Source organism: Aeromonas sp. Y289-2 (genome assembly GCF_027705925.1).
GTDB classification, from domain to species: domain Bacteria; phylum Pseudomonadota; class Gammaproteobacteria; order Enterobacterales; family Aeromonadaceae; genus Aeromonas; species Aeromonas veronii.
The window spans coordinates 89899-111448 of the sequence record NZ_JAPDCH010000001.1; the positions used below are offsets into that span (position 1 = coordinate 89899).

Sequence of the window (21550 nt, forward strand, 5' to 3'; positions counted from 1 at the left end):
GCTGCTCCCTTACTCTGGCACCTTGCGGCGGCCAAACCCCAGTTGCACTCTTTGCGCCACTCTTGCCATCCCACTCGCCAGCATATTGCGCCCTCTGGCAAGGAGTCGTTGCCCCGCCCAGTGAATGAATGGTCGGAAGGGTGTGGAGGCCGTGGCGTGCCAACGACCAGCCAGTGCGGCGTCCCACACCGCCGTGACCCCGTCGACATAGCGCGCCACCGTAAACAACTGTGCGGCACGCAGCTGAGCAGCCCGCCCCATTTCACATCGGCGCTGCGGATTGCTCAATTGCCGCCAGTGATCAGCCATCTCGGCCCAATCCCCCGGGGTTGCCAGCAAACCGGTCACCCCCTCCTCCACCACTTCGGGGATGCCGCCCACTCGGTAGGCACTGACCGGGAGCCCCAACATGCCCGCCTCCGCCAACGTCAGACCAAACACCTCCTCACGGGCGCCGGAGACCAGCAGATCCACCCCGCCCCGCAAGATAGCCGCGCTGTCCGGTCGCTCGCCGAGAAAGTGGACCCGCTCGGCCACCCCGAGCTCGACAGCCAACGCCATCAATGCTTCCCGCTCCGGACCGCTGCCAATAATCAGCAACTGGGCCTCCTCCCCCGATGCCATCAGGGCAGCCAGCGAGCGGATCAGCAGATCAATCCCCTTGCGTTTGATCAGGGAGCCAACGGTTGCGATGATCATATCCCCCGGGGGCAAGCCCAGCATGCCGACGACCGGCCAGTGAGCTCCGCCATTCAGGCGAGCGGCATCCACCCCGTTGGGTACCCGGATCAACCGCTCGGCCGCGCAGCCATCCTGGCGCCAACCGGTCAACACCGGCTCGCTCACCCCGATCAGCACGCTTGCCTGATGAACCCGCAGGCTGAATCTGTCTCTTGGCTGGTAACGGGCATGGAGGTGGCACACCAGCGGTACCTGCAACGCCCGACAGACCCCCGCCAGCCACTGACAAGGAGCCGCGCTGTTGGCGTGCACCAGCCCAATCTGCCGTTCGGTGATGAGCTCTCTGGCTCGCCGGGAGAGGCGCCGATGGGCCGCAAGATCAAAACGGGGCGCCTGCCATCCCAGCAGCAGGCTGAACGGCTCGACCATGGTTTCTACCCCGAGGGTGGCCACCTCTGCCGCCAGCGTCGGGCTATTGCACCAGAGCAACGGCGTAAAGCGGCTGCGATCGAGGTGGGCCAGCAGATCCAGCAGGCAGCGTTCGCTGCCGCGGATCCAGTCCTCTCCGTAGTGAACCAGCAAAACAGGGGTTGCGTTCATCCTCTTGCTCCCTTTGGTGGCACTGCCGGCAACCGGGTTGCCTCCTGATGCTCCTCAGCGGTGGCCTTCACCTCTGTGGCCGCCTGCTGCACGTACTTGATGGCGGCGACGGCCAGCGCCAATTCCAGATAGATGGGCCAGGTAAACCCCTGGGTCAGGAAGGATCCCGAAATCACAAACCCTACCATGCTGGCCATCACCCCCTGCATCGCCGTGATCACTGCAGGAGGCATGCCAGCAAGCTGACAACGCCAGCAACTGCGCAGGGTCACCGTCACCATGCCGATAAACAGCGCCAACCCGACAAAGCCGGTTTCAGCCAGCACCCCGAACCAGGTGGAGTGCACCGCATGATTAAGCCCATCCCAATGGGGGCTGTAGAAGAAGTAGTTGTAATAGAAATTGGACAAGCCCACCCCCACCAGCGGGTGGCCCAGCGCCATCCCCCAGGCCGCTTGCCAGGCGTAGATCCGCCCCATGGCCGAGGCATCGACCCCGCTCTCGGCGGCGCCGCCAGATGCCCGGTCGCTGATCCCGGCGGCGGCAAACAGCACCACCAGCGCGACCATCCCCAGCGAGATCAACAGGGTTTTCGACTTCACCCGCTGCCAGGCAAACAGGCCACCAACGGCGCAGATACCCAGCAGACCACCCCGGCTCTGGGTGGCGATAATGGCGGCCGCAGTCAGCGCAAAGCCAAGCCCCCCCAGCAAACGCCCCCCCACCCCATTGCCCTGATTGAGCAGCAAGCTCAGCGAAAAGCCGGCAGGAAAGAGCAGCACCAGCGCCAGATCGTTGGGATCCCCCAGCACAGAGCCCAGCTCGCGCCCTATGGTCACCCGGGTCCCCTCCACCAGCCCAATTCCGCTCGCCTTGTTGTAGAGGGCCACCAGCGCCACCAGACAGCCCGCCACCACAAAGGTGCGCACCGCCAGCGCAAAATCCCCCGGGGTGCGCACCAGCCAGGCGGTGGCCAGGGTCATCAGATAGATCTTGCTGTAGCTGCCGGTCCAGGTGGCGATCGCCTCGCCCCGGTTGCTGGCAAACAGCACACCGATGGAGACCATCACAAAGAAGGCCGTCAGCCAGCTCAGGGCTGGACTCCAGTAGGGCTTGATCCGGCCGGTCAGCAAAATGTGCCAGACCAGCGCACCGATGGCGGCCAGCGAGAAGAGCAGCGGGATCTTGAGGGGATAGAGCTGAGGGAATACCTCATGCAGCCGGAAAAAGGAGAAAGTGACAAACCCCAGCACCATCAAGAAGGGCCAGCGCAGGGCAAACCAGATGGCGGGAATGGCAAGGCCGAGCACCGGCAGCAGCAAGGGATGGGGCAGCCGCCACCAGAGCAGAGCCAGCACCAGACAGATGGTGCTTGCCCAGATGGCCGACGTTAGACGAGCCATGATCCTGCCCACCATTGGCCGAGCCAGACCATCGCCAGCGCCCCGAGGGAACTGGCCCAGAGGGTGGAGAGGCGATACGGCAGCGGCAGCAACCGCTGGCTCACCAGATAAAAGGCCAGCGCCCGCACCAGATAGACCAGCAGTAGGGTCCAGATCACCCCGGCGACCCCGAAGGGGGGGATGGCGAGCAGAAAGCCTGCGACCCCAAGGGCGCTGCAGCCCAGATTGATCACCATCTGGGCATTGCTCTTCTCGCCGCTAAAGCAGCCGACATTGAGCAAGTCCGAAACATTGCGCACCGCCATGCCCAGCACCAGCAGCGGAATATAGGCGATCGCCCCGTGATAGCTCTCCGGGGTCAGCCAGCGAATAAGCAAGGGGGCGGTAAGCCCGACAATCCCCGCGGTGACAAACCCCAGTACCGACCCCATCACGCTGTAGTGGGCATTGAGTCGCAGTCCATCCGGCTCGCGCAGCAGCATGAAACGACGGGGATACCACCAGAGGGCAAAGGGTTGCAGCAACAACCCCACCGCCAGCGCGAGCTTGCCCGCTACGGCGTAGTAGGCAAGCAGCGCCTCCCCCACCACATCGGCCAGCAGCCAGCGATCCAGTCCGCTCAGGGCAAAACCTGCCAACCCGCTCACCACCAGGGGCAATCCATAGCGCAGCAGCGGCCGGTAGTGTTGCCAGTCAAAGCGGATCCCGCTATCTCGCCACTGCCAGAGGCTCAGCAGCAGCGCCAGTGCAACGCAGGTCAGGGTGCCGGAGGCCAGCACCCCGCTTACTCCCCAACCGAGCCAGAGCCACCAGCCGGTCAGCACCGACTGGATCACCGCCTTGCCTGCGGTCGCCACGAAAAAGAGCCGCGCCTGATTGCGCATCCGCAGCCATGCCAGCGGCACGCCGATCACCCCTTCAAACGGCAGGGCGCAGAGCACCCAGCGCACATCCGCAAGGCGGGTTTCAACTGGCAGCCAGGCTTGCACCACAGGCGCCAGCAGCCAGAGCAGCACCAGACTGGCCAGGGCGATCAGCCAGACCAGACCAAACATGCGGGCCACCACCTGCTGGCGCTCCTGCTCATCTTTCGCCAATCCGGCAAAGCGGTAGAGGGCATCCACCAGCCCGAAGCCCAAAATAAGGGAACCCAGATTGATGAGAGTCAGCAGCACCTCCAGCTGGCCGTATTCACGAGGCAGCAGCTGATGGGTCAACACCGGAAGCATCAGCAGGGAGATCCCCTTCATCAGGAGCAAGCCGCCGGCGTAATAGAGCATGGCAATCTGGTTTACACCAAGTTTCATAGGGCCTCCCAGCCACCCGACGCATCCTGCTCCGGGTCAGCTACCGCTAATGCAAAGCCCACGCCACTCACTCCAGCCCTGAAGCGATAGCCCCTCTGTGCGGCTGAACCGGCCTGAACAAGCCCAGAATGAGACTAGCATTTGCGTTTTGCACAACGCTGGCTGCAAATTGCACCGACCGGCGCAATCTGCCCCTCCTCTTAGCCCCATTTGGCCCGATCTAGCTGGGGCCGTCCTGTTGGCCCGATCCCTGCTTTCTGCTTAGCGAGCAACGGACTGCACCAGAGGGAGAGGTCGCCATGAATACCATCAACCTGCACCGGATGAAAAGCTGGGCCAAACAGGGGGAAACGCCACTGGCTCGCCGGGTATGGCGACTGGCCAAAAGTGCCCGCCACTGGTCATTCCCCGTGATCCCACCCCTGCATCGGCTGCTTTATCGGCTCTATCTGCTGGGCAGCAACGCGCTGGAAACCCTGACCCGCACCCTCTGGTGGACCCCCTTGTTTCAATCTCGCCTCACAGCCCCCGCGCCACGCCTCTATCTCTATGGCGGCATCCCCTATATCAGCGGTCCGGTCACCATCGAAATTGGTGCCGACTGCCGCCTCAGCGCCGCCATGACCATCAGCGGCCGGGCATCGAGCCAGACGCCAAAGCTGGTGATTGGCCGCAATGTCGGCATTGGCTGGCAGACCACCCTGGCGGTGGGTAGCAAGATAGTGCTGGGGGATAACGTCCGGATTGCAGGGCGTGCCTTTCTGGCGGGCTACCCGGGGCACCCGGTCAACGCCCGCGATCGCGCCCGGGGCCTGCCGGATCGCGATGAACAGGTGGGGGCCATTGTGCTGGAGCAGGATGTCTGGCTTGGCACCGGGGTGATGGTGATGGCCGGTGTCACCATAGGCGCGGGCACCATTGTCGCCGCTGGCAGCATCGTCACCCGGGATCTGCCCGCTGGCGTGCTGGCAGCGGGTGTACCGGCCACCGTACTGCGCCCCTTGCTGCCACAGGATCACAGCGACCTCGCACACGCTTCGGAGACCTTGGCATGAAACCACACTCACTGCCGCAACTGGTGGTGCTGGGCGAGGATTGGGGCCAGCACCCCTCCAGCACCCAGCACCTGATCAAGCGTCTGTTGCCCGATTATCAAGTGCTCTGGGTCAACTCCATCGGCATGCGTTGCCCCCGCTTTACCCTTCATGATCTCACCCGCATCGTCCGCAAACTGGGGGCGGTGCTGCGCGGCGCGCGCCATGCTGGCAGCCAGTCGGTTGCGCCAATCGACGCCAGCAGCCCCCGGGTTCTGCCGCCGCTCGCCTTGCCGCTGCCGGGCAGTCGGCTGGCGGGCAAGATCAATGGCCACTGGCTGGCGGCGCAGATCCGGCGCCAGTTGCCCGAGCTGGATCGCCCCTTGCTCTGGATCTCCCTGCCCAGCGCCGTCGATCTGATTGGCAAGCTCGAAGAGCGGGCGGTGATCTACTACTGCGGCGATGACTTCTCGGCGCTGGCGGGGGTGGATCATCAGGCCATCGCTCACTGCGAAGCCCGACTGGTGGAAAAAGCGGATCTCATTCTGGCCGCCAGCCCCGCACTGGCCAGCCGCTTCCCCCCCCATAAAACCCGGCTCCTCAGCCACGGGGTGGATCTCGAGCTGTTTATGCCCCCCAGAGAGCGGCCGGCGGATCTTCCCTCCGGCCGCCCCATTGCCGGATTTTACGGCAGCCTGAGCGACTGGATTGATATCCCCCTGCTGGCAGAGACGGCGGCCGCCCTGCCCCACTGGGATCTGGTGCTGATTGGCCCGGTCCAGACCGATATCTCCCCCCTCAAGGGGCTCCCCAATATCCATCTGCTGGGGCCCCGACCCCACCACACGCTGGCGGCCTATGCCCAGCACTGGCAGGTGAGTTTGCTGCCCTTTGTCGACAACGCCCAGATCCGTGCCTGCAATCCATTGAAATTGCGCGAGTATCTGGCCGCAGGGCGCCCCATCGTCAGCACCGATTTTCCGGCTCTCGATGGCTATCGGGATCAGATCCAGCTCCCCCACGATGGTGAGAGCCTGGCCCAGGCCATCAACCGGGCCGCCTTTGATCAACCCAATCCGGGCTGGTTTCAGGAGAGTGGCTGGGAGGGGCTCACCCGCAGCGAAGGGCGCCACACACGCCAACAGCAGGTGGCCCTGCAAAGCTGGGATCACAAGGCTGCCGAGCTGAACAACTGGTTGAAGGGGCTGGCCGGATGAGCAGAGGGCTTTGGCTGGTTATCCTGCTCTGCGCCAATGCAGCGATGGGCGCTACCCGGCTGGAGGGGCTGACCCCGCTGCCCCTGACAGGCAACCAGACACCCCAGCGGCTCGATCTGAGCACCCACAGCTGGCCAATAGGCAGCGATGATGAACTGGTGATCGAGGGCCATAATCCCAGCGCCCACCCGCAAACCCTGATCCTGCGTATCGACGATGAGGCCTCGGTCAACTACCGAAGCCGGGTCAATCTGGAGCGGATTGTCGCACCCGGCCCCTTCACCCAGCGCTTTGCCTTGAGTGAGTGGCGCACCAGCCAACCCAGAGCGCTGGCGCTGGACAAACTCACCAAGCTCTATCTCTTTATGGCCGATAACGCCCCCTCGCTGACCATTCACCGCTGGTACTGGGTGCCCGGTCTGACCCTGCCTGAGGGCACCATTGCGCTGGATCTGGGGGCGGCGGCTGCGCCCCGCTTTACCGGCTTTGAGGCCCTGAGCCCGGGGGATCCCCGGCTGATTGGCCACCCCACCGCCATCTTGCGCCCCTCCGGCGATGCCCTGGTGCGCGATGGGCTGCGCAATCTCGACGGAGTGCGACTGGACTTGGCCAAAGGGCGCTACCAGCTCACCCTCTGGCTCGATGATCCCGGTGAATGGGAGTATCTGCCCCACCCCTTCGAGCGCAGCGTGCTGGTCAATGGCGAGCCCATCTGGGCCGAACAGTGGCAACCGCAGGAGTGGCTAACGCAGCGCTATCTGGCGGGACAATCCCGCGAGGCACTGCCAAATCCGGATCCCTGGCAGCTGTTCGGGGCTCGTCAAGGCGGCCCGGTCCATGTCACCCTGAACCACCCCGGCGGCCCGCTCACTATTACACTGGTGGGCCACTCACCGGATGCCAAATACCTGGCAGGGCTGCTGCTTGCCCCCTATCCGGCCAGCACCAGCAAAGAGGCTCTCCCGAATAGCGGAAAAGATCGCGCCGTATTGGCTGACGCTACCGCAAGCGTGCTGACCAAGCAGCGCCAGCTGTTTTTGGAGAAGTGGACTCTGGCCCCCTATTCCCCAACCCCAGCCCCAGCTTCGCAGCAGCTCAGCCTCACGCCGATTACGGATGCCGCCCCAACCCTGCAGATCGCCCCGGCATCTGCGGCCGATGCGTTGCAGCAGGCTTCACAACCCGTGCTGGCCGCCCGTGGCAGCCAGCTGTTGCTGGAGTTTGCCATCCACGCTGCCACCGACGATCCGGCCCCCTTGCTGGTGATCCAGCCCCCCGAACAGGCAGGATCACCGCTGGCGCTGACCCACTATTACGGCAAGTGGCATCTGGTTCGCCCGCAGGCGAGCGGCACCCTGTTGGCCCCCTCGGATCAGGAGCTGGTCGAGGGGATCGCCGGGCTCACCCTGCTGGCAGGCGTACCTCGGCGTCTGGTGCTGCAGATCACCGTCCCTCGCGATGCGCCTGCCGGTCGCTATCTGGGCAATATTCAGCTGCTGAGCCAACAACAACTGGTGCAATTGCCGCTAACTATCGAGGTGCTGCCGCTGACCCTGCCCGCAGCCAGCAAGCCGGTCGGCATCTATGTCGAAGCACCCCCTTATCTGAATTGGCTGAGCCCCAATCCCGAGGCGTTAAAAGAGCAGATCGCCGCGGCCAGTCGCTGCGATCTGGCGCGGCTCGCCAAACTCGGGATCAGCGGCCTCTCGCCCGCCCTGCCACAGGATGAAGCGGGGATGCGGGAGATCATGGGAGAGGCGGCCGGGCTCGGCTTTGTGCCGCCCCTGCTGGCCTATACCCCGCTCAAACGCTGGGGGGGAGACCCTGCCAGCCAGCTTGATCAGTGGCAGGCCCGGCAACAGGGGCTGACCGCCAGCGGCTTGCCCCCGCTGGCATGGAGCCTCTTTGATGAGCCCGATCTTGCCACCCTGCCCGCCATCACCACCCTGGCGCGGGAGATGAAACGGCTGGATCCGGCGGTGATCCGTGCGGGTCACTTCAATCATCCGGGTCAGGTTGGTCTGCTGGCAGAGGTGGAGATTGCCCTGATCAACGCAGGCTTTGGCGCCGACAAGAGCGATGTGGCGCGAGTGCGCCAGCACAAGGTCACCCCCTGGTTTTACAATCTGGGCACCCCGAGAGCCGCCGGGTTTTACCTGTGGCAAAGCGGCGCCGAAGGCTATTTGCAGTGGCATGGCCGCATGCCGACCGCCCTGCCTTATGACCCCACCGACGGGCGGGAGAGCGACTTTATGCTGCTCGGCCCGCAAGCCTGCGAGGCGCACCGCCTCTCCCACGATCTGCTGCTGTTGCAGCAAGCCATCGAAGATCTGCGCTGGCTTGCCTGGCTAGAACAGGAGGCCCGCTATCAAGTAGAGGCCGCCGTGCTGCTGGAGCGCCTGCGGGATCAGCTGCCGACCCGCTGGCAGGTGGCAGAGCAACTGCCCTCTGCCGCCTGGATCCAGTGGCGCCGCGAAATTGAACAACTGGCCAAGGGATTGAAAACATTGCAAACTGGTGCCCACTCATCCTCCTGAAGTGACTGCGTATGGCCAACCAGACTCCCCGCTCCACAGCCAAAGACAGCGCCCTGCGCCGCCTGTTGCCCCTGATGCTGCCGTTGCTGATCCTCACCGGTTGCGCCCGTCAGGAGCCGGTCAATGAGACCCTGCCAATCCTCAACCAGTTGCGGGAACAGCAGCTGGCCGAACAGCCCCAATTGCAACTGCAGTACCAGAAAGCGGAGACGCAACTTGCGGCGGATCAGGAGCAGCAGTTGCATCAGTTTTTGGGACGCAAGGATCCGGCCCGGATTGCGCTGATAAGCGGCCCCGGGCTGCAAACCGACATGCTGGAGAGTGCGCGGATGGCGAGCGTGCGCCTGACCGCCCTCACCCGCTTGCTGGGAGCTCGCGCCATTGAGCTGGAGCCCCGCTATGACCCCATGCTGGCCCCCAATACCTTGCTGATCCGCATTCTGCCAAACGGCGAATCGGGGGCGGTCACGCCAGCGGCGGCGCAATAAGGCCGAGGCAGGTGGTCGGCAAGGCCACCCGATAGAGGGGATAAGGGGCCAGCCCCCACAATTTGCGCCAACCCTGGGTAAGACGGTACGAGAGCAGCGGCGGGCTCTGGTGTAGCTCGCCTAAAAACATCACCCCCTGACTCATCCCTTCACCCGCCAGCGTCACTGACATCGCCTCCCGATCCGGCGCCACCAGCATGGCCTGCAGCAGACCATCACAACGAGGATGGGCCAGCTGATAGCTGACATAGGTGCCGCCCAGTACCGGCGTAGCCACCCGCAAGCGCCATCCCAGCTGGACCAGCTCCATCAGCATGGGCTTGGCCCCCTCATTGATCGTCCGGTTCTGATAACGCCAGCCCATGGCGGCAGCACTGCTCAGCGCCACCAGCAACAGCAGCAGATATCCCCTAGATAGACGCATCATGGCGCCCCCTTAGAAACAGGATGGTCATCACCAGCAACATGATGGCCCACTGGTAGAGCTGGGCCAGCGAGCCGGTATGCAGCCAGCCATACCAGCGCAGATCCAGGCTCATCAGCACCAACCGCAGCTGATTGGCCCCGATATAGAGCAGGCAGACCAGCAGCAACATGGGCCACTGCCGGTAGAGGGGGCGCTCCGGCGCCAGCCAGCAGCAGGAGACCAGCCAGGAGAGCACCACCAGATAGAGTTGAGAAAACGAGGAGCACCCCTTGAGCACAATCAGGGCATGGCCCCCCAACCGCTCGATGCGATTGCCATCAAGGCGAGTCTCCCAGCCCAGCAGCTGCAACCACTGGCCTACCCCCCAGGCATCGAGGGCCAGCACAGGGCCAGAGAGCAGGGCAAACACCTGCTGCCCCCACAACACCGCCACGGTAAAGGCGAGCACAATCTGCAACACCGCCCGCTCATCGCCACTCTGATGACGGCGCCATAGCGAGGCCACCAGCAACAGACAGGCCAGCGCCTTGCAACTGGCGCTGGGGATCAGGATCAGCAGGATAAACAGGGCGAGCGCCAGTGGATGCGGGCGCCAGCTCGGCGCAACCCGCGATGCAATTTGCCACCAGATAGCAATCAGCAACACCACCAGCAAGTTGAAGTGGCCCATATTGAGCCACACCATGCCCCACTGATTGGCCAAACCAAGTAGCAGCCAGTTGGGTGCCCACTGCCAGGGACGGATCTCCATCGCAACTCCTGCCGGTTATCAGCGCTTTTGAGTGCTGTCGCAAGTTCCATGCCTGCCCGGCCTCACCCGGATCAAGCCAAGTCAGAGGATGCAACAAAGCTGGCACGCTTTATTCATTCCCCCTGCTGGCACTAGCGCCAGGGAGAAGGAGTGAGCAATGAAACTCAAACCGTTGGTAGGGCTGCTGGGGATGTTGTTGGTAACCTCCCCCGCATACGCCTTGACCGAAGTCGATACCGAACTGCAACTGCTGATGGATGTGTCGGGCAGCGTCAGTTCATCGGAATTCAATTTGCAGTTACAGGGCTATGTGGACGCCTTTTACAGTCAGGATGTACAGAGCGCCATCCTCGACACCAGCGGCGGCAAACTCGGGTCCATCGCCGTACAGATGATCATGTGGAGCAGCAGCAACCAGCAAAGTCTGATGACCGACTGGTTCCACCTCTACGACATGACCTCCATCAACAACTTCGCCGCCACCCTGGATGCCCTGGTGCGTCCCTATGCGGGGATGACGGCCCCCGGTTCGGCCATGGCCTTTGGTGCCCAGCAGTTTGATACCAACAACTTCACCGCTGCCCGCCAGGTGATGGATGTGTCGGGTGACGGCATCCAGAACAACGGGCTGGATACCTCTACCGTGCGGGATCAACTGCTCGCCTCCGGCATCGATACCATCAACGGCATCACCATAGGTCAGGACTACGCCGATGGGGTGCTGCAAGAGTGGTATGTGGAGAACGTGGCGGGAGGTCAGGATGCGTTTGTGATCAATGCCACCACCTTCGCCGACTTTGGCAATGCGCTGGAGCTCAAACTGGCAGCCGAAATTGAGGGGGGCATTATCCCGGAAGGGGCACTGGCCGCCCCCATCGAGGAGATCCCGCTGGCCGCCCAGCTGCTGCTCGGTATGCCGCTACTGCTGGCCTGGCGCTATCAGCGCCGATCTCAAGGCCGTCCGCAGCAAGCCAACTGGCAACAAACGCCAGCTATCGGCTAGCTAATCATCCCGTGTGTCGCGATTAGGGAGCCATGGCTCCCTGATTTTTTTGTGGCGGTGATGACCTGAATACAGCGCGAAAAGGCTAGTCGCCCTGACGAAATTCGCCCGATTGACCAATATGCCAAGTCTGACCATATGGATGATGCGCCGCTTGTTTTTCTGAGGGCAACAACGATAACGCCTTCAGAGTGGATGCGATAAGTTCACTCTTGCCAAGAGCCTGGCGTAGAGAGAGCGCCTCTGACAGCACGGCGCGAGCGTTATCATAGGCGCCGGTCTGTACGAGAGCCTTGCCAAGATGATGCAGTGCGAAATGCCGCATAAGGGATTTTGGTTGCAACCGACAAACTACTTGGGTGGCCAAGCTGACAGCTTCATCTGCACGATCGAGCCGCTGCAAAACCTGTACCAGGCGTAGTTCTGAGCTAACGCGAGCAGCATCGTCCTCTGAAACCATCTGCGCGGAGATCACCTCTCGGAGAATGGCTTCTGCCTGCGCGGCTCGCCCCACACATAGCAACATAAAGGCGGCAGCGCTCCGAGCTCTTGAAGCATCTTTTGATAATGCAGCACAGGGATGTAGGTCTAGGGACTGATTGGCAACAGCCAGCATGGCTACTGGGTCTACCGCTTCGGGGAGCAGAAAAGGAGCGCACAAGCGGTATTCCGTACCGGTGCCTGCGACGCAAAACGTGTAGCCATCAGTGAGCGCCATGGGTTGATTCATCGATCCTCACGTTTGAAATAAGCTGCCTTGCAGCATTCGATACTTGCAGCAAGCAAGGGCTGTAGGTTCGATTAGCACAGCGTAATCGGACGTTCGCGGCCTTTCTGCAATATTTCTATTCAACTCGCTAAAACCCTCCCATCTTGCCACTTCTCCCCTCCCACCAAAAATCACCCTCGAACTGGCACCAGTTGGGACGTTATTGCCACATTGACGTGAAGTTTCACTGCGAGCGTCCGATTACGTTTCGCTAATCGAACCTACGAGCTACTTAAACCAATCAGACCGGCCGTAATCCCAAAAACAAACCGAACGAAAAGTGGCACATGTTTTTGTCCCATTGAGCAGATTGTTAGGCTTATGTCCAACATATACTCATAAAATCATTAAGCTCTCTAACATGTTCAGGGGATACATAGATAGAAATTTTTTCAGATCCTATAGCTTTAGCCACAGCGTAGCGGTGATGTCCACCTTGAAAAATCACTTCGTTATTCTCGACAGGTTTAATGATTGGTGGAGTAATGGGATTACCCTCAGATAAATACACGATCATCTCAGCTAGTTTCGATTGACAGCCCAGCTCCCATAATTCATCACCATCTCGTCGACTATAATGACACAAATGTTTATCGAATTCCAATAAAGGCATGTGGCCAAGAACAAGTCCTTTAGGGTACATTTTTTCAAAATCAGTTTGTGTTACACCATCAAAGCAAAACCTTTGAGATTTCAACCGGTAGTCCCAGTTGAATTCGATTGCTGGCCACTCTTCCGGTGGTTTATTGTAGAATTCTTTTGATTTGTTAGAAATCCGCTCATTTTCATCGACTTCACGTCTATAGTGTTGAGCACTGTCATATCCCAATATTTGAGCTAATTCATCATGAATTTTGTTCATATGCTCCTCTGATAATCCTAACAGCAATTACATGGAATGCGTTATTGACATGTTGACAACTTGTTCCACCTAACTGTATCCACCACTCGTAATTATAATCAAAAAATCATTTTAAAATGATTTTACACTAACACCTCACACCTACTTCACGCCCACTCAACTTGTACTTCCGAGTAAAACCACCGTCAAGAATCGTAAACAGAAAATGAAGCCTATCTCCTCTTTTATTGGCTTGCCGCGATGTTTACTCCACCATCCGTACAATATAAAAAAGGCCTTATCACAAGGCCTTTTCAGAAATATCCAGATTCAGACTGGCAGCCCGCTTTTACGGCTATCAACCCGGTTCCGGTGACAAGGGCAACACCTGCCCATCCAGCGCATGATCACTATTGGATGGATAGTCCGGCACTGGCTCGCAGTAGGGAATGCGGCTTAGCACCGGCGCCTTGACCAGGGCGGCCAGTTGATCGGAGCGGCGCAGGCTGGCATCCGCCAATTCGGCCACCAGCGCCAGACCGCAGCCCAGCCCCAACCCGCCAACAATGCCCGCCAGCAGAAACAGCCAGAGCGGGTAGTTGCTCGGCTTGCTGGGGGCAAAGGGTTTGTCGATCACCTTGATCCGCTCCCCCTGCTCGAAGTTGCCCAGATCGCCGGTCACCTTGGCCTTCTCATAGCGCAGCAGCAAATCCTGATAGAGGGTGCGCTTGACCGCCAGATCCCGCTCCAGCTCGGCGAGCTGGCGCTCGGTATCTCCCTGGGAGTCGACCACCTTGTCCAGTCCATCCAGCTGGCTCTTCAGGCCGGCGGCGTTTTGCTCCGCCTCCGTCAACTGCGTCTGGGCCAACTGCCACTCGGGCCCGCGCGCCATATCCGGTTGGGATTTGAGCTGCTCGAACTCCTGCTGCAACTGGTCAATCTGATAGCGCAGACTCTGTACCTTGCTGTGCTCGTCGCTGTAGCGGGCCCGCAGCAACACCAGCTCGGTGCGCATCAGCTGCAGCTTCTCATCCAGCTGGCGGGCCAGCTGGCTCTCCTGCCCCAGCGATAGCTGATCGACCCGGGCCTTGGCCTGCTGCAAGGTGATCAGGCTCTCGGCGTAACGCTCCTGCAAGCCATAGAGACGGGCGACGTTGGTACTCTGCTGCTGGGGCAAGGCGCTGGCATGCTCCCGTTTAAAATCGGCGAGCAGCTGCTCGGCCGCTTGCAGTTCGCTGCGGCGGCTGTCGAGCTGGCTTTGCAGGAAACGTTCGGACGATTCCGCCGACTCACGCCCCTTGCTGAGCAGGTTGAAGAAAAAGCGCCGCGAAATGGCTTCGAGCAAACCGGCGCTGTTGGCCGCCGAATCCGCTTTTACCTTTATCTCGATCACCTCATCGCCGATCAGCCGCAAAGAGACGGCACTCGAGAGCCAGTCCATGATGGCATCGCGCTGAGCTGGCGGGGTCTCGTCATTGACCAGACCGCGATCCCGCGCCACCCCGTCCAGCACATAACGGCTGCGCAGCAGGGCTTCGAGCACCGCAAAGCGATCCTTGAGACTCTCCTGAGTGATCAGATCCTTGAGGGTCGGGGTCTGGTTGGCATCTTGCGGCACCATAAAGGTGGTGCGGCTCTCATACTCCTTGGGGGTGAGCAGGCCGACCGTCACACCCACCAGCGGCATCACCAGCACCGGGATAACCAGCAGATAGCGACGGCGCCAGGCGGCAAAGAGAATGATGTAGAGGTTGTAATAGAACTGGACAGGCATGGCATCACTCCCTGAGAAAAGCCCTCCCCCCGTACGATGCAAAGGCAGTGCCACCAGAGGTGGCTGATCCCCTCTGTGAGCAGATCGCAAGAGTGGTACAAGATTCGCATTCTCCCGCTATCCGGGGTGTCACCCCTTCCCTTGCCGGAGCGCGAACCATGTTGTCATCAACCCCGTCGCACAGACCCCATCCCCGCGGGAGCGCCAGCGCCCAGCCCGTCGTACAACCTGTTCTGCAACCTGTCGTTCAAATCGTGCAGCACCTGCAGCCCGGCGGGCTGGAGACCATGGTGCTCAACCTCACGCAGGCGAGCCCTGCCGAGCAGCCGGTGCATATCATCTCCCTCGAAGGGCGCAAAGGGGATGTGCTAAGGGCATGGCCCGCCCTGCATCCCTTTGCTGGCAATATTCACTGTCTGGAAAAGCCCGCAGGCTGGTCGCTGGCAACCCTCTGGCGGCTCACCCGACTGCTGCGCCAACTCAAGCCAGCCGCGGTACATACCCACCATCTTGGGCCCATGCTCTATGGCGGCCTCGCCAGTCGGCTGGCCCGGGTGCCCACCCTGGTACACACAGAGCACGATGCCTGGTATCTCGATGATCCCCATCAGCGCACGCTGGCCCTCTGGGGACTGCGCGCCTTCAAACCCATTCTGGTGGCCGATGCCACGCCAGTGGCCAACCAGCTGCTGGTCAAGCTGGGCCAGCTGTCGCCAACCGTGATCCCCAACGGCATCGATGAGCTGCGCTTTGCCCCGGGCGTCGCCGCCCTCGCCCGTCAGGAGATGGGGCTGCCGCAAGGGGTCAAGTTGATTGGCTGCGCCGCTCGCCTTGAGTCGGTCAAGGGACATACCTTGCTGCTGGAGGCGATCCGCGCCCTGCCACAGGAGGTGCATCTTGCGTTGGCTGGGGTCGGCAGTTTGCAAAATGCGTTGCAACAACAGTGTCAGCAACTGGGGATCGCCCATCGGGTCCATTTTCTGGGGCTGGTCGAAAACATGCCGCGCTTCTATCAGGGGCTGGATCTCTTCTGCCTTCCCTCGCTGGCGGAGGGGATGCCGCTTTGTGTGCTGGAAGCACAGGCGTGCGGGGTGCCGGTGGTGATGAGCGACGTGGGGGCGGCCAGAGAGATCGTCTGTCAGGCCAGCGGCCATATCCTGTCGGAGCGGGATCCCGGCCGCCTTGCCCAGCTTCTGGCACAAGGGTTGCTGCAGTGCCATAGCCTGCGTGCCGTCACCCGTGAGTTTGTGTGCCAGCAAAGCAGCTTGAGCCGGATGGCTCAGGCCTATCAGCAGCTTTACAGCCGCTGATCAAGCGACCCGATGACCAGAGGAGCATCCCATGGAATGGATCATGATCGTGTTCTGGCTGTGCGCTGTACTGGTGGTCTACCACCATGTCGGCTATCCCCTGCTGCTCAAATTTGGTGGTCGGCAGGCGCGCAAGGTAGCCAATCCACCCCGCCCTCTGGATCGGGGATTCAAAACAGAGGCCGCCGATGAGGCGCTGCCGACCATCACCCTGCTGATGCCGGTCTACAACGAGGCGGCGACCATCGCGGCCAAGCTGCAAAACCTCGCCAGCCTCGATTACCCCGCCGACAAGCTGTGGGTGCATGTGCATTTCGACGGCTGCAGCGACAACAGCTACCCCATTGCGCTCAGCCAGCTCGGTGATCCCGCCCTGCAGCAGTTGCAGATCAGGCTGTTTGATCACCCCCGCAATCGCGGCAAGGTCGCCGTGCTCAACGAGGCCATGACCCGGGTGCACAGCGATCTGGTGGCCCTCACCGATGTCTCGGCCCTGCTGCCCATCGACAGCCTGCTGCTGGCGGTCGCCCATTTTGCCGATCCCAAGGTAGGGGTGGTCGGGGAAGCGTACCGCTTCTGGCAACCGGGCTCACAGGGCGAGGAGAGTTACTGGCACTATCAAAGCCAGATCAAGCTCTGCGAATCGGCCCTTGGCGGCATGCTGGGAGCCCACGGGGCCTTTTACATGATGCGCCGGGAGTGCCTCACCCCGCTGGCTGCCGATACCATCAACGACGATTTCATCCTGCCGATGCAGGCCATCGCCAAGGGGTATCGGGCTGTCTATGACAATCGCTGCGCCGCACTGGAGCTGGAAGTTTCCAATGCCGCGCTGGAGGCAACACGGCGCAAGCGGATCGGGGCCGGCAACACCCAGCAGCTGCTGCGGTTGCTGCCCCTGCTGCACCCCAAGTTCGGCTGGGTTGCCTTCAACTTTGCCAGTGGCAAGGGGCTGCGAGTATTGATGCCGCTCTGCCTGACCCTGCTGTGGCTCTGCGCCATCCCGCTGGCCACCCAATCCCTGCTGTTTCAGCTGTTGCTGGGGCTGCAACTGCTGGGGTATCTGCTGGTCATCCTGATCCAGCTGACCCCTGTGCACCCCTGGCCCAATCTGTTTCGCAAGATCCACTATCTGGTACTCGGACACTGGTACAACGGCATGGGCACCCTGCGCTACTGCCTGCGCGCCCCCATACGTTTCATGTCACAGGAGAAAGCCGTATGACACACCCCATTCCAAGATTGACCCTGGTGGTCAAACGCAGCATGGATCTGCTCGGTGCCACTCTTGGCCTGCTGCTGACGCTGCCACTGTGGCCGCTGATCATGCTGGCCATCCGGCTCGATAGCCCGGGGCCTGTGTTCTTTCGTCAGTTGCGGATCGGGCGCAGCCATGCCACCCATACCGAGCTCTTTTTCATGATCAAGTTTCGCACCATGCGCGCCGACGCCGAGGCGGCCACCGGGCCGGTCTGGTGTGGCAAGGGGGACAGCCGGATCACCCGCAGCGGCGACTTTCTGCGCAAAACCCGGCTCGATGAGCTGCCGCAGTTTATCAATGTGCTCAAGGGGGAGATGTCGCTGATCGGCCCCCGTCCGGAGCGACCCGGGATCGCCAACCGGCTGGAAGATGCGGTGCCGTACTTTATCGAACGCACCTATGAAGTGGCCCCCGGCATTACCGGTCTGGCACAGGTCAATCAGGGTTACGACGAGTCGCTCGATGATGTGCGCAGCAAGCTGGCGTTCGATCTGGCCTACTCGGTTGCCCTGCTCCACCCCTGGCGCTGGCTGGTGCAGGATGTGCATATCATCGGCAAGACGATCGCCATCATGGTTGGCAAGAAGGGGCGCTAATTCTGCCAATCTCAGCAACGCCTCAACCCCACTAGGCCATTGCTACTGCAATGGCCTTTTTTATGGCGCATCCTTGTGGCACGTCCGCGGTGATCACCGAGAAGTCAGCGACCTGATCGCCATCATCTGGCCCCATCCACAGGCCTGATGTCCGCTTGCCCCACCGCAGAAATCCTAGCGTTGCGTGATCACCGAAGCAATCCGCCCCCTGCAACCCCTAACACCGGCACATAAAAAAACGAGTGGCCAGCGGCCACTCGTTTTTGGCGGGTTTCCCCTTGGGGATTCAGGCGCCGTAGACAGCCAGAATATCGGTCACTCTGTTGCTCACGCTGTACCCGCGGGCGATGGTGTTGCGGGCCGCCTGACTCATTTTGCTGCGCACCACCCCATCGCTGCGCAGCCAGTAGTTGACCAGCTCCGCCATATCCCGCACATGGCCGGGCTCCACCAGCCAGCCATTGGATTTATGGTCGATCAGATTGACCAGCCCCCCCACCGCAAAGGTACAGACAGGTATGCCGTGAGCCATCGCCTCCAGGGCCACCAGCGGCAACCCTTCAAAGCGGGAAGTGATGCAGAGCAGGTCGATGTTGTGCCACTCATTGGCCATGTTCTGGAAACCATGAAGCTGGACGCGATCACCATACTGCTGCAACAAGGCGCTTTTCATGGGACCATCCCCGTAGAGATGAAACGCCCCGTCCGGGCAGAAGGCGGCCAGCTGGCAGAACACCTCCGGCCCCTTTTCCGGCGAGAGGCGGCCGACAAAGGCAATCCGGTTGCCAGTTACCGATGCCGGTGTCGCAGGCATGGGGACAAAGTTGCTGATCACCGTGCTTGGCACAGGCAATTTGCGAGCGATGGGCTCGCTTACTGCAATACACTTCGCAAAACGCGCTGTGGTGCGATCCAGCCAGCTGTAAAACTTCAGCAACCCTTCCCCGTCATCCCCACTGTGAAAAGTCGAGACCACCGATTTACCGGTAAACCAGGCTGTAAGCCGCCCCAGCACTCCGGCCTTGTAGCCGTGGGTATGGATCAGCACAGAAGCCGGCTGGCGGGCCAGACGGCGCATAAAGTCGCGGCTGTTGTGGCACACCTCGTAGGGCAAGCCCTGTTGTTTGAGCAGGGTCGTAAAGGGGGTCATACCGTGGTTGCTCACCAGCACTATGGTGGGGCGAAATCCTCTGGCCAGCAGATCGTTGGCCAAGTGGATAATGTGAACTTCTATTCCACCGACCTGACGCGCATCGATGGCCAGCCAGATCTGCTGCATGGGTAACATAAGGCCCTCCTCCCGTGGCTCCATGCCACCTGAAATGAGGCGCTGCATAGAGCGGGCCAGTCAGGCAAAGAGGGGCAGGATCAGGCGCCGGGACAGGCGACCAGCAGGAGGGTCATGTCATCGAGGGCGGCATCATTGATGCGTTCATCAAACCAGCGGGCAATGCGATGAGCCAGTTGCTCAAGACCGGGCCCCGAAGTCAGGCAGATCTCTTTTAGCTGCGACTCCCAGCGCTGGCGCTCTTCTGCGTCACGGCTATCGAGCAGGCCGTCGGTCCAGAACAGCAGGATCTCGCCGGGCTTGAGCTGACGCTCATTGGTCACGAAGTGGGGATCTGGGCGCAAACCGGGCAAGGGGCCGGTCACGCCGACCTGACGAATGGTGCCGGGCCCGACCAGCCAGGGCGCCGGGTGGCCCGCGCTGGCCCACTGCACCCGCCCCTCGTTGCCGAGCTCAATACAGAGGGTGGTGAGCAGGGTAGCCCCGAGGAGCGGATCACTGTGAACCGCATTGGACAAGATGGTCAGCAAGCGGGCGGGGGCGCGCTCCAGATCGTGGGCGGTCAGCAAACCGCGCAGATAACCGGCATAGGCATGGGCGAAGAACTTGGCTTCCGCATCGTGGCCCATCACATCCCCGAGCCACAGCACCCGATCCTTGACCAGCAGAAAGTCCCCGCCCCCCACGGTGGCCGCGCGGGTTTGCAACGCCAGCTGGTATCCCCCTATGGAGGTGGCGGGCAATAACGGGCGCAGCGCCGAGGTCATGCGCTGATCCAGCTGTTCGCCCCATTGCGACTTGAGCTGCTCCGAGCGTTGCAGCACCCGCGAAACCGCCAGCAACAGGTCCTGCTTGGTGATGGGCTTGACCAGAAAGTCATCGATCCCCAGCGCCCCCGCCCGACTCTGGGTCCACTGATCCTGATGCCCGGTCAGGAAGATAAAGGGCACCCCCTTCATCTTGGGATCCTTCATCAACTGCTGGCGCAGCCCAAAGCCATCGATCCCCTCCATCTCGATATCGGAGAGCACCAGCGCGGGAGGTTGCTTCCCGAGCGCCAGCAGGGCGGCATGGGAGTCGGCATAACTTTCAACCCGGTAGTGCTCATGGAGATAGGCGGTGAGCAGGGCACGCATCACCTTGTCATCGTCGATCACCGCGATCACCGGCTGTTGGTTGACCGGGCCCTGCTGGCGAAGGGTCACACGATTGCGCTCACCGTCGCGAGAGAAGTGCACCTCGGCAAACAGCTGGTGCACCAGCGCCAGCCCGTATCCCCCCTCCTGCAGTTCATCGGGTAACGGCGCACTGGCAAGACCGGGTTGCGGGCCGCCATCATCCTCCAGTATCAGACTCAAGCCGGTTTCATCCTCTTTCAGCGTGAGCCAGAGCCGGGTCGCGGGAGGAGCTGTGTGTTTGACGCTATTGGTGGCCAGCTCACTGAAACAGAGCAGCCAGTTGGCTTGATCCTTTGGGGAGACCTGAAACAGGGAGAGTCCCTGCGCCAGCCGGTTGCGCAGTTCGCGCACCGCCTGCAGGGTTGCCGGAGCAGATCGCAACCAGTCATCCATATCGGGCCTCCATCAGCGGGCGATCAGATCCGGAAATTGAGCAAGGCACTGCGCCGGCACCAGCGCTTGAGCCATTCGGTCACCCGGTTACTGGGCAGCCGGTTGAGTTCGCGCAGGATCTCGCTGGCCAGCCCCGGGTTGAGTTTGTCGTTATAGACAGCGCCAATCAGATTGGCCTCGGCACGGGTCAGTTTATCCACCGCACTTTGTACCACGGTCGTCGGCGTCACTCCCGCCAGCACCACCAGCAGCGCCCCTTCACAGGCCCCACAGACCTGATCGGCCGGAATATTGCCCCGATTGAGAGCAGTGAGCGGTGAGGTATCGAAGATCACCACATCGTAATGCTCCAGCCAGCGAACCAGCAGTTGACGCAAGGTATCCTTGTTGCGAAAAGCCATCAGATCCTTGCCCGGCGCCGGGAGCAAGGACAAGGAGCGGCCAGTGGCCACTGGCTCGGGCACATCATTGGGCCCCCAGGCAACCGCCGTGGCGCGGCCGGGATGATAGAGGTTGAGATCCACCAGCAGGGTGCGCTGCCCATCCGCCTCCGAGCGCCTTGCCAGCGCATCGCAGATGGAGCTCACCCCCTCTCTCCCTTCTGACGAGGTGACAGCCAGCGAGCGGATCCCGCGGGCGACCGTCGCCGCGTAGAGGGATTCGAGCTCCAGATATTGAATGGGGATGCTCAT

19 protein-coding genes are annotated in these 21550 nt (G+C 61.5%); 8 read left to right on the forward strand and 11 right to left on the reverse strand.

Annotated features, from left to right (window positions below; genetic code table 11):
• Positions 1-9: 9 nt before the first annotated feature.
• Genes OKC43_RS00420 through OKC43_RS00430 form a run of 3 tightly spaced genes read right to left on the reverse strand, consistent with a single transcriptional unit; the run spans position 10 to position 3991 of the window.
• Entirely contained in the window at positions 10-1281 is a 1272-nt protein-coding gene (locus OKC43_RS00420) for a glycosyltransferase family 4 protein (RefSeq protein WP_270658772.1), read from the reverse strand.
• Positions 1278-2684: an O-antigen ligase family protein gene (locus tag OKC43_RS00425; RefSeq protein ID WP_270658771.1), complete on the reverse strand. Its 1407-nt coding sequence runs from the start codon at positions 2682-2684 to the stop codon at positions 1278-1280. The genes OKC43_RS00420 and OKC43_RS00425 overlap by 4 nt, the downstream gene beginning before the upstream one ends.
• Positions 2672-3991 (reverse strand): lipopolysaccharide biosynthesis protein, encoded by a 1320-nt coding sequence (locus tag OKC43_RS00430; protein ID WP_043819779.1) that lies wholly within the window; start codon positions 3989-3991, stop codon positions 2672-2674. Before OKC43_RS00430 ends, OKC43_RS00425 begins: the two co-directional genes overlap by 13 nt.
• 299 nt (positions 3992-4290) lie before the next feature.
• Here OKC43_RS00430 and OKC43_RS00435 point away from each other — a divergent pair, with 299 nt between their 5' ends.
• From OKC43_RS00435 to OKC43_RS00450, 4 genes are read left to right on the forward strand one after another with little or no spacing between them, the layout of a single operon-like run.
• The gene (locus OKC43_RS00435) at positions 4291-5046 is read left to right on the forward strand and encodes an acyltransferase (RefSeq protein WP_270658770.1); all 756 of its coding nucleotides are present in this window, start codon (positions 4291-4293) and stop codon (positions 5044-5046) included.
• Positions 5043-6242, forward strand: coding sequence for a glycosyltransferase (locus tag OKC43_RS00440; protein ID WP_270658769.1), 1200 nt, complete (start codon positions 5043-5045; stop codon positions 6240-6242). Before OKC43_RS00435 ends, OKC43_RS00440 begins: the two co-directional genes overlap by 4 nt.
• Positions 6239-8779 (forward strand): hypothetical protein, encoded by a 2541-nt coding sequence (locus tag OKC43_RS00445; protein ID WP_270658768.1) that lies wholly within the window; start codon positions 6239-6241, stop codon positions 8777-8779. Before OKC43_RS00440 ends, OKC43_RS00445 begins: the two co-directional genes overlap by 4 nt.
• Before the next feature lie 11 nt (positions 8780-8790).
• Positions 8791-9267: a hypothetical protein gene (locus OKC43_RS00450; protein WP_270658767.1), complete on the forward strand. Its 477-nt coding sequence runs from the start codon at positions 8791-8793 to the stop codon at positions 9265-9267.
• Here OKC43_RS00450 and OKC43_RS00455 read toward each other — a convergent pair.
• Positions 9245-9691 carry a hypothetical protein gene (locus tag OKC43_RS00455; RefSeq protein WP_270658838.1) on the reverse strand — a complete coding sequence of 149 codons (447 nt, stop codon included), beginning with the start codon at positions 9689-9691 and terminating at the stop codon, positions 9245-9247. The genes OKC43_RS00450 and OKC43_RS00455 overlap by 23 nt on opposite strands.
• On the reverse strand, positions 9678-10445 hold the full coding sequence (locus OKC43_RS00460) for a hypothetical protein (protein ID WP_270658766.1): 768 nt from the start codon (positions 10443-10445) through the stop codon (positions 9678-9680). Before OKC43_RS00460 ends, OKC43_RS00455 begins: the two co-directional genes overlap by 14 nt.
• A gap of 157 nt (positions 10446-10602) precedes the next feature.
• On the opposite strand from OKC43_RS00460, the gene OKC43_RS00465 reads away from it, so the two are divergent.
• Complete coding sequence (locus tag OKC43_RS00465) at positions 10603-11448, forward strand: DUF1194 domain-containing protein (RefSeq protein ID WP_270658765.1); 846 nt, start codon at positions 10603-10605, stop codon at positions 11446-11448.
• Between the two features lie 85 nt (positions 11449-11533).
• Here OKC43_RS00465 and OKC43_RS00470 read toward each other — a convergent pair whose 3' ends face one another.
• The 3 genes from OKC43_RS00470 to OKC43_RS00480 all read right to left on the reverse strand — a co-directional run bounded on the left by OKC43_RS00470 (position 11534) and on the right by OKC43_RS00480 (position 14832).
• Entirely contained in the window at positions 11534-12178 is a 645-nt protein-coding gene (locus OKC43_RS00470) for a hypothetical protein (RefSeq protein WP_270658764.1), read from the reverse strand.
• Positions 12179-12536: 358 nt separating this feature from the next.
• Positions 12537-13079: a transcriptional regulator gene (locus OKC43_RS00475; RefSeq protein ID WP_270658762.1), complete on the reverse strand. Its 543-nt coding sequence runs from the start codon at positions 13077-13079 to the stop codon at positions 12537-12539.
• 337 nt (positions 13080-13416) lie between these two features.
• Positions 13417-14832 (reverse strand): GumC family protein, encoded by a 1416-nt coding sequence (locus OKC43_RS00480; RefSeq protein ID WP_270658761.1) that lies wholly within the window; start codon positions 14830-14832, stop codon positions 13417-13419.
• A 158-nt stretch (positions 14833-14990) separates the two neighbouring features.
• On the opposite strand from OKC43_RS00480, the gene OKC43_RS00485 reads away from it, so the two are divergent.
• The 3 genes from OKC43_RS00485 to OKC43_RS00495 are packed head-to-tail and all read left to right on the forward strand — an operon-like array spanning position 14991 to position 17999.
• Entirely contained in the window at positions 14991-16142 is a 1152-nt protein-coding gene (locus OKC43_RS00485) for a glycosyltransferase (protein WP_270658760.1), read from the forward strand.
• A 31-nt stretch (positions 16143-16173) separates the two neighbouring features.
• Complete coding sequence (locus OKC43_RS00490; protein ID WP_042083499.1) at positions 16174-17367, forward strand: glycosyltransferase family 2 protein; 1194 nt, start codon at positions 16174-16176, stop codon at positions 17365-17367.
• Positions 17364-17999: a sugar transferase gene (locus OKC43_RS00495; protein ID WP_005333398.1), complete on the forward strand. Its 636-nt coding sequence runs from the start codon at positions 17364-17366 to the stop codon at positions 17997-17999. The genes OKC43_RS00490 and OKC43_RS00495 overlap by 4 nt, the downstream gene beginning before the upstream one ends.
• Positions 18000-18285: 286 nt before the next feature.
• On the opposite strand, the gene OKC43_RS00500 is transcribed toward OKC43_RS00495, so the two are convergent.
• The 3 genes from OKC43_RS00500 to OKC43_RS00510 form a co-directional block, all read right to left on the reverse strand.
• On the reverse strand, positions 18286-19287 hold the full coding sequence (locus OKC43_RS00500) for a glycosyltransferase family 4 protein (protein WP_128816445.1): 1002 nt from the start codon (positions 19285-19287) through the stop codon (positions 18286-18288).
• A gap of 80 nt (positions 19288-19367) precedes the next feature.
• Positions 19368-20858 (reverse strand): SpoIIE family protein phosphatase, encoded by a 1491-nt coding sequence (locus OKC43_RS00505; RefSeq protein WP_270658759.1) that lies wholly within the window; start codon positions 20856-20858, stop codon positions 19368-19370.
• A 23-nt stretch (positions 20859-20881) separates the two neighbouring features.
• Entirely contained in the window at positions 20882-21550 is a 669-nt protein-coding gene (locus OKC43_RS00510) for a capsular biosynthesis protein (protein WP_270658758.1), read from the reverse strand.